12 protein-coding genes are annotated in these 13,598 nt (G+C 47.4%); 11 read left to right on the top strand and 1 reads right to left on the bottom strand.

Features of this window, described 5'->3' with window-relative positions:
• Positions 1–33: 33 nt before the first annotated feature.
• A complete protein-coding gene (locus B5P39_RS01520) occupies positions 34–945 on the top strand; it encodes a LysR family transcriptional regulator (protein ID WP_011621492.1) in 912 nt (303 codons plus the stop codon).
• 293 nt (positions 946–1,238) lie between these two features.
• Here B5P39_RS01520 and blaOXA read toward each other — a convergent pair whose 3' ends face one another.
• Positions 1,239–2,036, bottom strand: a complete 798-nt coding sequence (blaOXA, locus tag B5P39_RS01515) for an OXA-48 family class D beta-lactamase (protein ID WP_088210206.1) — start codon at positions 2,034–2,036, stop codon at positions 1,239–1,241.
• A gap of 348 nt (positions 2,037–2,384) precedes the next feature.
• Here blaOXA and B5P39_RS01510 point away from each other — a divergent pair, with 348 nt between their 5' ends.
• From B5P39_RS01510 to B5P39_RS01465, 10 genes are all read left to right on the top strand, one after another.
• Complete coding sequence (locus B5P39_RS01510) at positions 2,385–3,542, top strand: hypothetical protein (RefSeq protein WP_088210205.1); 1,158 nt, start codon at positions 2,385–2,387, stop codon at positions 3,540–3,542.
• 193 nt (positions 3,543–3,735) lie between these two features.
• Positions 3,736–4,341 (top strand): SprT family zinc-dependent metalloprotease, encoded by a 606-nt coding sequence (locus B5P39_RS01505; RefSeq protein ID WP_088210204.1) that lies wholly within the window; start codon positions 3,736–3,738, stop codon positions 4,339–4,341.
• Positions 4,342–4,467: 126 nt separating this feature from the next.
• Positions 4,468–5,244 carry an endonuclease EndA gene (gene endA / locus B5P39_RS01500; protein ID WP_088210203.1) on the top strand — a complete coding sequence of 259 codons (777 nt, stop codon included), beginning with the start codon at positions 4,468–4,470 and terminating at the stop codon, positions 5,242–5,244.
• A gap of 8 nt (positions 5,245–5,252) precedes the next feature.
• Positions 5,253–5,984 (top strand): 16S rRNA (uracil(1498)-N(3))-methyltransferase, encoded by a 732-nt coding sequence (rsmE, locus tag B5P39_RS01495; protein WP_088210202.1) that lies wholly within the window; start codon positions 5,253–5,255, stop codon positions 5,982–5,984.
• A 106-nt stretch (positions 5,985–6,090) separates the two neighbouring features.
• The gene (gene gshB, locus B5P39_RS01490) at positions 6,091–7,038 is read left to right on the top strand and encodes a glutathione synthase (protein ID WP_088210201.1); all 948 of its coding nucleotides are present in this window, start codon (positions 6,091–6,093) and stop codon (positions 7,036–7,038) included.
• A gap of 73 nt (positions 7,039–7,111) precedes the next feature.
• The gene (locus B5P39_RS01485) at positions 7,112–8,506 is read left to right on the top strand and encodes an alkaline phosphatase (protein ID WP_088210200.1); all 1,395 of its coding nucleotides are present in this window, start codon (positions 7,112–7,114) and stop codon (positions 8,504–8,506) included.
• A gap of 188 nt (positions 8,507–8,694) precedes the next feature.
• On the top strand, positions 8,695–9,723 hold the full coding sequence (locus B5P39_RS01480) for a methyltransferase (protein WP_088210395.1): 1,029 nt from the start codon (positions 8,695–8,697) through the stop codon (positions 9,721–9,723).
• Positions 9,724–9,909: 186 nt separating this feature from the next.
• Positions 9,910–11,577, top strand: coding sequence for a sensor domain-containing diguanylate cyclase (locus tag B5P39_RS01475; protein ID WP_176399835.1), 1,668 nt, complete (start codon positions 9,910–9,912; stop codon positions 11,575–11,577).
• Positions 11,578–12,231: 654 nt separating this feature from the next.
• The gene (locus tag B5P39_RS01470) at positions 12,232–13,035 is read left to right on the top strand and encodes a hypothetical protein (protein ID WP_140418319.1); all 804 of its coding nucleotides are present in this window, start codon (positions 12,232–12,234) and stop codon (positions 13,033–13,035) included.
• 75 nt (positions 13,036–13,110) lie between these two features.
• On the top strand, positions 13,111–13,452 hold the full coding sequence (locus tag B5P39_RS01465; protein WP_088210197.1) for a hypothetical protein: 342 nt from the start codon (positions 13,111–13,113) through the stop codon (positions 13,450–13,452).
• Positions 13,453–13,598: the final 146 nt, after the last annotated feature.

Raw genomic sequence — 13,598 nt, 5'->3', positions numbered from 1 at the left:
GCTATGTTCCAAATATGAGACAGTGGGAAAAACATGCCAGATTTAAACGGTATGATGCTATTTGCAGCCGTAGTTAGAGCGAAGGGATTCTCCCAAGCTGCACGTGAAACCGGCCACCCAAAATCCACCATAAGTCGCAAAATCGCGCAGCTCGAAGAAGAACTTGGCGTGCGATTATTACAACGCGACACCCGCAACTTAAGCCTTACTCAAGTCGGGGCCCTCTTTTATCAACACTGTGATTCCATTCGCAATGAGGTGGAAGCGGCCAAGGCTGTTATCGAGAGTACCCATGATGATGTGTCAGGATCATTACGGATAGCTATTCCAGTCTCTTTTAGCCAAGAATTAATCGCTAACCTCTGTAGCGGATTCATGCGTTTATATCCCAATGTGGAATTAGATGTCCAGTTTACCGACAACGATATCGGTTTAGTGGGTGAAGGATATGACATAGCTATCAAATATGGGCCACTGCAATCCTCTGATCTTGTTGCAAGATTACTGTTCGAGCGCCAACCCATTCTCGTGGCAAGCCCGGCCTATCTAAAAGCCCGAGGCACGCCTGCTACACCCAAGGAATTAAGTGAACACAGTGGCATCCTACTCGGGACATCACGCTCTGCGCCCATTTGGCCCCTCGGTAAAGGCGCGCGTAAGACCATGGTGAATTTTCAACGTAAGGTTAGGGTTAATAGCCCTATTATGGTCAAGCAGTTAGCCCTCGATGACTTTGGCATTGCCATGCTGTCCAACTCCGCCTGCAAGACGGAATTGGCGAATGGTCAACTGGTTCCCATACTACAAGAATGGCCAATCGAACCCTTTAAAGTCTATGGGGTGTATTCGAGCCGTCGCCAATTAGCTACTAATATCAGTGCCTTCTTGGACTTTTTCGTCAAACGCTTTAGTAGCCAAGAAAGCCTGCAATCCTTGATGGGCTAAGCACTTTATCGCTGAGGTATTCTTCTTTATCTATATCGCCACTCCTTGATCCACATCCCTATGTTGAGTGACCATGCCATTGAGATAACAAAAAAGCCTAGCGAATTGACTAGGCTTTTTGCGTTTAGGAATGAGGTGCTAATGCTCAGACTAACTGTTAACGCTGAGCACGAGTCGATTGTGTTTGACCGAATTAAATATGAGCCATTAGCTATGAGCGCATAAGCATTTTGTCCATATATCTTTACACCTTATATGACTGCTATTTAACACAAATGCGCCGCTAACCATTTCTAAGGAATAATTTTTTCCTGTTTCAGCACTGCTTTCGTAATGCTTTGACGCAACCCTAAGCCCTCAGCGGAAGGCATATCCATATTGGTCGCGAAGAACCACACATTGTCATCCAGTTCGACCCAGCCAACCCACCAACCAATTTTGGGTTCCATTCTGACCGAATAGCCGGTTTTCGCCCGGATGATATAATCGGCATTTGCCTCGGTCAGCATGGCTTGCTTAACGATACGCTGACTACGCTCAGAGACGTGCAACTTGTTGTGGTATAGCTTGCGTAAAAAAGCGATTTGCTGGGTAGCCGAAATGCGAATACCACCATCGAGCCAAAAACTGTCTAAATTGCCCGAGATATCCTCATTGCCATAATCGAAGGCGTGCAGCATTTTACTCATACGTGCCTCGCCAATTTGGCGGGCAAATTCTTGATAAACAGGCACAACCGAGTACTTCATCGCGGTGATTAAATCATGGTCACGATTCCATGCGGCGATATCTCGCGTCTGTCCATCCCATTTAAAGACTTGATGCTCATCCTTAACCACACCTAAGTCCAAGGCAATTAAACTGTTTGGGATCTTAAAAGTCGATGCCGGTAAAAATGCTTGGTTTGCCCGTTTAAGATCGTTAGTAAAACCCTGCTGTGTATTCTCGTTCCAGAGCACAACCACGCCTTGGGTTTTATGTTCGCTAAAGTGAGCATTCCAACTCTTGTTCTCTTGCCACTCCTTTGCCACCGCAGGCATGCCAATCATCGTTGTCACCATCAACACAGCCAATAAGGCTAACGCACGCATAATGTCCCCTTGCCTAATGCAATAAATCCATAAAAATGAGGCGCTAAGAGTAGCACCGTCTTGGCGGACTTTCCCTAGCAAACTGCTGACCAATTGTGGCAAAAATAAGGCAGGCGCTTATGCCGCGTTTCTCGCCACTCAACGCTGATTAACGCCCGCGCACCGACCTCAATATGCAAAACAGGAATAAGATCCTCGAATCACTCTAGGTAAACTCTTATACTCAAAACAATCATTGTGACTTTTTGGCATAAGTTACATCCTCTCTAGGATGAAGCAAACCCAAACGCCTTAGGAACATCGCCCTTTTCCAGCAAAATAAGTGATTAAAATAAAAAGGAAACGCCAATGTTAAAGCCCAGCCTCGTTTTTATCCTCGCCAGCACAGTGGCGCAAACCGCAGGTGCAGTACAACTCCTAGGAGATGTAGAAGTTTCCCGCATTCCCACTGCAGAAAAAACCATGGCAGAAGTGGTTAACCGCTATCAAGCCTTGGACGAAGGCTTGGCGACTCAGCTTTCCGCACAGAAGAATGAACGCGATGCAACCCAACTTGCCGCTCGTCAGGGGCATAGACTGTGGCAACAGGCAGTGCGTGATGTGCAGTCAGGGCACTTTGACGACAGATCACTCTACTGGGCTCGGCTCTCAATGTTAAATAGCATCAAGAGCAATAGTGCCAATTTCAAAATGGCCGATTGGCAACAGCAGATTTTAGCCAGCGCCGTCGAAAAGGCATCTCGCGGTTTTAGCGATATCCAATACGGCGACGATGTGCAGATAAAAATCTTCCTGACGGGATTCGACCCTTTCTTCCTCGATAAAGACATCAGCCAGAGTAATCCTTCAGGCTTGGTCGCCCTCGCCCTCGATGGTTTTAGGTTTGATATCAACGGCAAAAAGGCCCAAATCGAAACCGCAATGATCCCAGTGCGCTTCGAGGATTTTGACCAAGGCATTATCGAGTCACTACTTAGCCCCATTTATCGCGCTCCTAAAACCCAGTTTGTCTTTACCGTCAGCATGGGCCGCAGTGACTTTGATATTGAGCGCTTCCCCGGCCGTAACCGTAGCGCCGCCGCACCCGATAACCAAAATCTGTACACAGGCGGAAGCAAAACCGCGCCTGTCGCCCCCAAACTCAATGGTAAAGACTTTATCGGCCCAGAGTTTGTTGAGTTTTCACTGCCCGTCGCCGCCATGCAGGTCAAAGACGGCCAATGGAAAGTCAACGACAACCATACAGTGACCACACTAGCTCGCGGCGAATTTAATGCCAGCTCCCTAAGCGAGCTGCAAAATGAAACCTCGGTCGAAGGTTCTGGCGGTGGCTATCTCTCAAACGAGATTTCTTATCGCGCCATTGTGTTACAGCAAAAGTTCAACAGCCCTGCCAAGGTTGGCCATATCCACACCCCAAGGGTGAAGGGCTACGACAACGCCACCGAACAAGCGATCGTCGAGCAAGTACGTACTATGGTGATGCAGGCCGCGGCGAGCCTGTAACAGCCGCAATACTGGCATTGTCTGCAAGCGTTCGTTATGATGCGAACGCTTGCCCAAACGCTTGTCGAGCCACCTTGAATGAGGGCTCTGAACATGTGAGCTTTAAGCTCAGCAAATCGTAATAGATGTCGTGCGATAGCTAGATGAGTTGTTTAATTGATGCTTTGCAAAATAAGAGTTAACGCCTAAGTCTATGTTTAACAAGAGATCCCTACTCAATAGCCTGCGCCGTAAAGCCATCTCATCCACGAGTATCACCTCAGCAACGGCGGCTAATTCGGCCGCGCCACAACGCCAACCCAAGCCGCTGACACCCCTGCAGCAACAAATCTTGGTACGCATTGAAGACTGTTATCAGCAGGCGGAAATCTACTTCAAGCGTCCATTTGCGCGGCCGCTAACTCAATTTACCCTGCGGGGACGGAGTGCGGGCACGGCCCATTTACAACAGAATCGCCTGCGCTTTAATCCCGTATTGCTCAGGGAAAATAGCGAAGCCTTTTTAGCAGAAGTAGTGCCCCACGAAATCAGCCATTTGCTCTGTTTCCAACTGTTTGGCAAAACCAAGCCCCATGGCCGCGAGTGGCAATCCATCATGCTCAAGCTGTTTAAGGTGAGCCCCAATACCACCCACAGTTTCGATACTCAGTCGGTTAAAGGGAAAGACTTTGAGTACCGCTGCGCCTGCGGTCCGGTTAGGCTGAGCATCCGTCGCCATAATAAAGTGTTGCGTGGTGAAACCCGTTATCTGTGCAAACGCTGCCATACCCACCTCACCTTTACCGAAGCCGCCGAATAATCCGCCATACACAACATCCTAGGCCAAAAGTACGAGCGATTTGCATAAGGCGCGCTATTTCCCTTACCATTCAGGTATAAGAGACGAGCCACAGGCTCGCGTAGTACAGATAACTTTTTGGGATAAATATTGAACAACACCAAGATAGCCTTAAGGTCTCGGCAAGCCTTGCTGTGCCTATTCAGTTGGCTGGCGGTTTCGGCCTCAGTCCATGCCTCTCCTTCACACCCCAATAGTTTTAGCCAAGCCAAGGTCTTGTCCCAATCTTTATACAAAGGCAGTCGCCAAGGCACCTTGCCCGCGGTCAGTTTTTATTGTGGCTGTGATATCCAAATAAAGGGCAAATCCTGGAAGCCAGATCTCAACAGCTGCGGCTATCAAGTGCGTAAACAAGAAACCCGCGCCAACCGTATCGAATGGGAACATATAGTTCCAGCATGGGAATTTGGCCATCAATTACAATGCTGGCAAAAGGGCGGCCGTAAAAACTGCGCCGATAACAGCCAAGAATTCAATAAAATGGAAGCGGACATGCACAATCTGGTGCCCGCGATTGGTGAAGTGAACGGCGATCGCAGCAACTTCCGTTTTAGCCAATGGAACGGTAAGGCCGACCAATATGGTCAATGCGCTATGGTCATCGACTTTAAGAATCGCCAAGCCCAGCCACCCGCTAACGCCCGTGGCAAAATTGCCCGCACTTACCTGTATATGCAGCAAACCTACGGCCTTAAAATCGCCTCGCAGCAATTAAAATTGTTCAAAGCATGGGATAAAATCTATCCAGTTGATACTATTGAATGCAAACGCGATAACGCCATAGCGCAGATCCAAGGTAATCATAATCCATTTGTGCAGAATGCCTGCAATGCACCGCCACTGCGCCAACAATTAGCCGAATAAGGTCGACAATGAGAGTTCCAAGAATTTATCAACCTCAACCATTAGCCGTAAATCAACAGCTGAATTTAGATGAGGATGGCGCAGCCCATATTGGCAAAGTGTTGCGTATGGGCAGTGGCGAACACATTAGCCTGTTTAATGGCGATGGTAATGATTATCTTGCCGAAATTGTCGATGCGGGAAAAAAATCAGTCACGGTAAAAGTGCTGTCCTGTGAGGCCAATCCATCGGAGTCGCCCCTCAACCTGCATTTAGGCCAAGTGATTTCTCGCGGCGATCGGATGGAGTTCACCATTCAAAAATCCGTTGAGCTAGGGGTGAATACCATTACGCCACTGTTTTCTGACCGCTGCGGCGTCAAGCTCACGGGTGAGCGTCTCGAAAAGAAAATCCAGCAATGGCAAAAGATTGTGATCAGCGCCTGTGAGCAATCTGGCCGTAGCCAAGTGCCCATCGTTCGCCCCGCCATGGAATTACAGGAATGGTGCAGCGAACCGACCAACGCACTCAAACTCAACTTGCACCCAAGGGCGGCACACGGTATCAATGGCTTAGACTTATCCCATACCCGTGTACGACTGCTGATCGGCCCCGAAGGGGGATTATCGGCGGAAGAAATCGCCATGACTGAAACCTACCAGTTTACCGATGTGTTACTCGGCCCCCGAGTGCTGCGCACCGAAACCGCCTCACTCACGGCGATTACCGCGCTGCAACTTAGGTTCGGTGACTTAGGTTAAATCTAAAATGGTTAAACGTCAGCGGGTAACACTGGCTGGCGAATCGATTACTGGCTAATCCATAAATGCTTTTTGCCTGCGACGGCAATCAATAAGGAACAGATTAATGATAAAACTCGGCATAGTGATGGACCCCATCAGTGAGATCAACATTAAGAAAGACTCCAGTTTTGCCATGCTAATGGCGGCGCAGGAAAGGGGTTACCAACTGTTTTATATGGAAATGGCCGACCTCGCCATGGTCAACGGTGTTGCCATGGGCAATATGCGTCCATTAAAGGTCATCAACGATGCCAATAAATGGTTCGAACTGGGCGAGGCTCAAGACACGCCGCTGAGCGAGCTGAACGTGGTGTTAATGCGTAAAGACCCACCGTTCGATACCGAATTTATCTACGCCACTTACATGCTAGAGCGCGCCGAAGAGCAAGGCGTGCTGATTGTGAATAAACCGCAAAGCTTGCGCGATGCCAACGAGAAGCTATTCACCGCATGGTTTAGCGAATTTACGCCAGAGACCATAGTGACCCGCGATGCTAATCGCATCCGCGCGTTCCATCAAGCCAAGGGCGACATTATCCTCAAGCCATTAGACGGCATGGGCGGCACCTCGATTTTCCGCGTGAAGCAGGACGATCCTAACCTTGGGGTGATCATCGAAACCTTGACCCAATATGGCAACCAATACGCCATGGCGCAGGCCTTTATTCCTGAAATCACTAAGGGTGACAAGCGCATTCTGGTGGTCGACGGTGAGCCCGTGCCCTACGCCTTAGCGCGTATTCCGAAAAAAGGCGAAACCCGCGGTAACTTGGCCGCAGGCGGCAGCGGTGTTGCTCAGCCGTTATCGGACTCAGATTGGAAAATCGCCCGCGCCATTGGCCCAGAGCTGAAAAAACGCGGCCTGATTTTTGTGGGTCTGGATGTGATTGGTGACAAGCTGACCGAGATTAACGTCACTAGCCCAACCTGTATCCGTGAAATCCAAGCGGCATTCGATGTGGACATTACAGGCATGCTGTTCGATGCCATCGAAGCCCGTCTTGCCCAGTAAGCTTGTACACCTACAAGATAATATTATTCATTGAAGGCGCCCACAGAGCGCCTACGACTTCTAGGGATCTGATATGAGTTTCACCAAAGCGCCACTGTTATTGCTTGGTATGAGTTTATGGCTCTCCACCTCCGCACTGGCAGTCGAAGCAGGAGCGAATGAGACTGGCCCAGTAAAAGCCCCCTCACGCCCGAAAAATATTGTGATCATGATTGGCGACGGCATGGGGCCTTCCTACACCAGTGCCTATCGTTATTACAAGGACAATCCAGATACCGAAGAAGTCGAACAAACCGTCTTCGACCGTTTATTGGTTGGCATGGCGAGCACTTATCCCGCCAGCGTCAGTGGTTATGTCACCGACTCGGCCGCTGCTGCCACTGCCCTTGCGACAGGAGTCAAATCCTATAACGGCGCCATTTCGGTCGATACGCAAAAACAACCACTGCCCACCATTCTTGAAAAGGCCAAAACCTTAGGCTTGAGCACGGGTGTGGCGGTCACGTCGCAAATCAACCATGCCACACCAGCGGCCTTTTTATCCCATAACGAGAGCCGTAAGAATTACGATGCGCTGGCATTAAGTTATCTCGAAACTAACGCCGATGTGTTTTTGGGTGGTGGGCAAAAGTATTTCCCTCCTGAGCTGTTAGCCCAGTTCACCGCCAAGGGTTATCAACACATTACCCGCTTTGACGATCTGGCCAGCATTACCCAGCCTAAAGTCTTGGGTCTATTTGCCGAGGTGCAACTGCCTTGGGCGATTGATGAAAAAGATGCTAAAAAACTCAGCACCTTGACTCAAAAAGCCCTCAGTTTACTGTCGCAAAATGAGCAAGGCTTTGTGCTGCTGGTCGAAGGTAGCCTTATCGACTGGGCGGGACACAACAATGATATCGCCGCCGCCATGGGCGAAATGGATGAGTTTGCCAATGCGATTGAAGTCGTCGAGCAATTCGTACGCCAAAATCCCGATACCTTAATGGTTATCACCGCCGACCATAATACTGGCGGGTTATCGATTGGCGCCGATGGCAACTACAACTGGAATCCAGAGATCCTACGTAATATCTCGGCAAGCTCAGATACCTTAGCCCAAGCCGCCCTTGGTGGTGACACTTGGCAAGCCGACCTATCCCGCGGGCTAGGCTTTGAATTGACCGAAGAAGAAGTGACTAAGTTAAATGTTGCCAGAATGCAGGGCTTAGAAACCATGGCCGTTGCGATTCGCCATGTGATTGATAAGCGCACCGATACGGGTTGGACTACCGGCGGCCACACAGGGACCGACGTGCAAGTCTTTGCCGCAGGCCCAGCCTCTGAGTTGTTTAACGGTCATCAAGACAACACAGATATCGCCAATAAGATTTTTAGCCTGTTACCTAAGCCTAAAAAGCCAAAAGCCACCGCACAGGTATCGACTCCAGCACCAGCACCAGAACTAGCACCAGTACAGTCTCAGGGCTAATTTGCTGCAATTAGCTAACAGATAAAAGGCAACCGTGTTTACACTGTTGCCTTTTTTATTGGCTTTCATTCCGCACAGTTTCGAGTGAGCGCTGTTTTGCTGCATCCCTTCAGTCGACGGCTTGCAGGCTGGCTCGTAGCCGAATAAGGGGTATAATGCCCGCACTTATTTTTTACGGTAGCCATGCTGTGTTAACGAATCCATCGCAAGTCATTATCCGCAATCAGGAACCCCTGAGCCAACATAGAGTCTTAGTGCTAAACCATGAAGCAGACTCACTGCCCAAAGCACTGCTCGATGTCGCCAAGTCCGTCGATGCTCTCGCCTTGGATTATCACCATTACCTGCATTTAGCGCCGCAGGCTAATGCCAAACTGCGCTGCTATTTTGGCCATCAACTGCCCCACCAGGATAAGTACGACACTGTGATTGTGTACTTTCCTAAGGCTAAGCCGTTAGCGCCCTACTTGTTTAATCTGGCCGCTCAGCATTTAGTGGCCGATGGCCAGCTCTTAGTCGTGGGTGAGAACAAAGGCGGGGTTAAATCCTTAGTCAAACTGTTGCCGAAATACTTTGCTACAGGCGTCAAACTCGATAACGCGCGCCACTGCCTACTCTTTGGCAGCAGCCTAATCGATACTGCGCCCGAAATTAAACTCAGCGATTGGACTAGCCAGTATCAACTCGCCACCCCGCAGGGCAATATCACCATCTGCAACTTAGTCGGTGTGTTCAGTGAAAAGCATTTAGACCAAGGCACAGAGCTATTGCTGTCGCATCTGCCAACGCTTTCAGGCCGAGTACTGGATTTTGGCTGCGGCGCCGGTGTGATTGCCGCTGCACTGTTAAAGGCACAACCGACACTGTCGCTAGAATGTATTGATATCAATGCCATGGCACTGGCCTCCTGCGAACTTACGCTGGCGGCAAACGGCATGACGGCCAAGGTCTATCCCTCCGATGGATTAGCGCAAACCAGTGGAAAATTCGACGGTATTATCTCCAATCCCCCGTTCCACGATGGCCTTGCCAGCACGACCAGCATTGCCCAAAGTTTTGTCGCCGATAGCGCCAAGCAATTACAATCTAAAGGGATTTGGCAAATCGTCGCTAACCGCCACCTACCCTATTCGGACACCATCGCCGCCGAGTTCGGCCAATTAACCGTGCCAGCAGAGAACAACAAGTACAAACTCTATTCCTTCCAACAGGCCTAATCTTTCGCCCCACTCGATTGTGAGTGGGGCAACACCCTTCGCCTCGATACCTTCCAATATCCTTTATGGTTAAGCCTCAACTTAGCTATGGAAAATTGCTGCCAATACAATCAATTATTTGGAATTTTTGGGGCAGCCTCGATATGATAAGTCTCAACTCCCAATATGAGTATGAGGCTAAGCATTTTGAGCAAATTTAACTGGTTCAACTCACTCAGATACCGATTAACCTTTTTCTTCGGTGGGATCAGTCTTATTTTCTGTCTTGGTTTTACCAGCTATTTATCTTCTATTACCTCAGACAAACTGCTCAATGCCTATGCCAATCAATTAACCATGATTGGCCGTTCGATTGAAACAACCATCTCAAACAACATTGACGAACGTGCCCGAGAAATATCGCTATTGAGTAAACGCGCGCTCTTTTCAGGCGCTAGCGCTAACTATCCACAGATCCGCCAAAACCTCGATAATATAAAAGCCTCCTACGAATACTACTCATGGCTTGGGTTTGCCGATATCAATGGCGTCGTCCAATACGCGGCCGATGGCACGCTTGAAGGCCATGACGTATCCAAACGCCCATGGTTTATTAATGGCAAGACGGGCGTGTTTATTGGCGATGTACACGATGCCGTATTGCTCGCCAAGGTGTTAAATATCGATAAAAATGACCCTCTGCGCCTAATCGATTTTGCGGCCCCAGTGTTTGATACCAATAACAACTTGCTTGGGGTCGTTGCCACCCATTCAAACTGGAAATGGGTTAACACTGTGATTGAATCGTCGCTGGCAAGAAGCAAGCAACAAACAGGGATAGATGTGCAAATCGTAAGCCGTGACGATGGGATTTTGTACCCGCAAGCCTCGGCAGATCAGCACCTTCCTCAGGATTTACTCCCCAAAGACAACAGCAGTCAGCTTATTCAATGGCCTGATGGTCATGAATATTTAACGGGTGTGACCACACTAAAATCAACCTTGATGGATCAATTGGGCTGGCGCATTGTCGTTCGCATCCCGAAAAATATTGCCCTGCAAGAGACCACCGAACTACAACGCCAACTTCTCTGGGTGAGCGTCATTGCGGTCTTGCTGTGCCTGTGGTTTGTCTACCGCATGTCGATTTCAATGAGCTTACCGCTCGAGCGATTAATTACCGTCACCAGAGAGATCCAAGCGGGCAAAGAGCAAGTCAAATTCCCCAAATCGCATGGTTTGATTGAAATCTCATTCTTAATTGATGCCATTCAAAAGATGACCTTCTCGCTATTGAGCCATGAGAAGAGCCTAATGGAAATGAATCAGACCTTAGAAAATAAAGTCTTAGAGCGCACCAAAGAACTCGAATCGGCCAATCAAGAGCTTGAACGATTAAGCCGACGAGATCCCTTGACGGATCTTCACAATCGTCGTTCGGCCGCCGAACATATCGACAGCGAATTTACGAGACTCAAACGCTTTGGATTGGCTTATTCGATCCTAATGGTGGATATCGATCATTTCAAAAAGATTAACGATACCTATGGGCATGAGACGGGCGATATTGTGTTAGTCGAAGTCGCTAAGTTATTAGCGCAATCGGTACGTAAAGCCGATTTAGTCGCTCGTTACGGTGGTGAAGAGTTTTTAATTATACTGACTGGCACAGATAATAGTGATGCATTAACCCTTGCCGAAAAAATAAGGATATCCATTAATACGACCGAATTCACTGTCGTAAAAAATGTCACCGCCAGCATTGGCTTATCGACCGTCGAGCAAACGGATGAAACTGCCTACGATGTCGTAAGACGAGCCGACACCGCCCTCTATTTAGCCAAAACCACCGGCAGAAATAAGGTTTGTACTTAATTAACGCAGTTAAAGCCTAAGGTGGAGTCCAATAGATTCGAATACGGCATTTATATAGATATTAAAAAGCAGCCATGTTCTCAATGGTCGCGGCGGCAATAATGCCAGTCCTAACGATCCCTCTAGCTGTTTTCGTTCGGCTAAAAAGTATTGCCTAGAGCAAGATTTTTGAATCGTAGATTAGGTTATATGCATTGCCATTGAACTGTTCATCTGACTAACAAGCTAATGCCCCATTTCATGTTTCGGCTCGTTAACTCAATCGAAAATTCCCACACCTGTTGCTATACAAATTCCCATCTATTTACCTATGCTAGGCCCTGCCATAAATCGACTAACAATGCATAGGTGTACAGTCATATTTAAATTTAGGTATTTTTGAATGATTTGAAGACAATATCAGTGCGCATTAACTCCATTTATAACAAATAAAATGCTATAAAATCAATTGACTACAGTAGCTGACTTTTAGTTCATAGGTTTGGAAAACACGCATGTACGTTTTTCCAGATGGATTACTTATATGAAAAGCGGCAGAAAGCTGATAAGTTCTTTGCATACAGATAGTTAACTGTGCGCGCTTTCACTGATCCAACGAGGTAAACGCGCATGCGCATGAATAAAATGTTAGGGCGAACTACGTCAGAGATAAATATGGAATCATTAGAAGATACTAAAACGAAGAAAAAGAAGAATTGGCTTACGCCAACCATTACCACTCTAGTAGGTGTCGCTGTGTCTGTGCTAGTTGCCTGGTATCAAATAAATTTGAATGATGAGCAAATTCAAGAAGCGGAAAAAGAACGGTCTAAATCTGTTAAAAGCGAGCTAGTTCAAATTGTTGAAGAGCACGTAATAAACAGAAAGCCTTTAGATATTTCAAGACTGTCTCGGTTAGCGGATTTTAGGTCGCGAGAAGAAAATCTGTTGGTTACACCTACAGTTTCTGAAATTGTAGAAAATGCAGAATTTAACATCATTAAAAGCCAATACCTTGAATTTGACAAAAAATTAGAGTTTAAAGAAATATTCAATACTATCTATGCAGAAATATATGCGCCAGACAGCTTAGTGTATAGCGGACTTTCAGAAAACGCAGTAAATGACATATTGGCCTCGCTCAATGAAGGGAATAATAAAGATGTTTCCGCAAAGGTAATAAAGTTAGCAACCGACTTTAGCTCAAAAATTGAAGAGCTTGAGGCAAAAAGCAGCATAAGAGATAGAACAAGCATTGCAGACTTCGTAAAGATATTTATAGAAAAGCCTGAGGTATTATTATTGGCTTCAGTTCTTTACGTCGGGGTTTTGTATCTTTATATGTTGTTTAGAAGGAAGGTGCGAAGGGATAGGTTGATCCGGGCCGAAATTGAAGAAAAGTTTATGGACGACTATGTTCGTGAAAGAAATGAATTTATGCATGAAAAATACAGAAGTAAATTTCACGATGATGAATAAGGCCCTAACAAACGCGTCAATTAGGACGCTCGCAAGCTCGCGCCTATTGCGCGGGCGTTAACCTCTAGAGCAAGTATGAAGCACATTATTAGTAAAAATATTAGCATTGAAGAATTTAAGAGGAGATTCTCAGAAATCAGAGAAACATTTTTGGATTCATTAACAGCAGCTAGCAAAGGTTATAAGAACGTAAGATACCTTGCTCGTGATGAAGATGGGGCACCTATCAACTGGGTGTGGGACGATGAAACCTTCACCCATAACAAGGAAGAAGGCTCTCTTGAAGAGGCAATTCAATTTGCCAATAACATGATAGATAGCGGTATGTGTTTCTCCTACATGGGGTGTTTATCTGGCTCAGGTGAGCTTGAAGTTTGGCTGACGACTTTTGAATCTCCCATAGAAAAGCCGACCTAGCCAAGCAATAAGGAACCTCTATTTGAGCTGACTCATGGGGGTGTAATCTGTGAGTAGAAAAGGGGAATCAAATGTTAAACCATAGAATTTTTAATCCTCCCCCTCGATTTAGTCCTAATCCCACGAATTGAAGCAAAGCACCTAGC

The organism is Shewanella sp. Shew256 (assembly GCF_002196695.1).
GTDB classification, from domain to species: domain Bacteria; phylum Pseudomonadota; class Gammaproteobacteria; order Enterobacterales; family Shewanellaceae; genus Shewanella; species Shewanella mangrovisoli.
Note: the sequence above shows the minus strand (reverse complement) of the source record. Positions and strands in the feature narration are given on the sequence as shown.

What these genes read in the sequence shown, in the direction of transcription:
- B5P39_RS01520 (WP_011621492.1), top strand. Translation starts at nt 34, where the DNA reads ATGCCAGATTTAAACGGTATGATGCTATTTGCAGCCGTAGTTAGAGCG.
- blaOXA (WP_088210206.1), bottom strand. Translation starts at nt 2,036, where the DNA reads ATGCGTGCGTTAGCCTTATTGGCTGTGTTGATGGTGACAACGATGATT.
- B5P39_RS01510 (WP_088210205.1), top strand. Translation starts at nt 2,385, where the DNA reads ATGTTAAAGCCCAGCCTCGTTTTTATCCTCGCCAGCACAGTGGCGCAA.
- B5P39_RS01505 (WP_088210204.1), top strand. Translation starts at nt 3,736, where the DNA reads ATGTTTAACAAGAGATCCCTACTCAATAGCCTGCGCCGTAAAGCCATC.
- rsmE (WP_088210202.1), top strand. Translation starts at nt 5,253, where the DNA reads ATGAGAGTTCCAAGAATTTATCAACCTCAACCATTAGCCGTAAATCAA.
- gshB (WP_088210201.1), top strand. Translation starts at nt 6,091, where the DNA reads ATGATAAAACTCGGCATAGTGATGGACCCCATCAGTGAGATCAACATT.
- B5P39_RS01485 (WP_088210200.1), top strand. Translation starts at nt 7,112, where the DNA reads ATGAGTTTCACCAAAGCGCCACTGTTATTGCTTGGTATGAGTTTATGG.
- B5P39_RS01470 (WP_140418319.1), top strand. Translation starts at nt 12,232, where the DNA reads ATGGAATCATTAGAAGATACTAAAACGAAGAAAAAGAAGAATTGGCTT.
- B5P39_RS01465 (WP_088210197.1), top strand. Translation starts at nt 13,111, where the DNA reads ATGAAGCACATTATTAGTAAAAATATTAGCATTGAAGAATTTAAGAGG.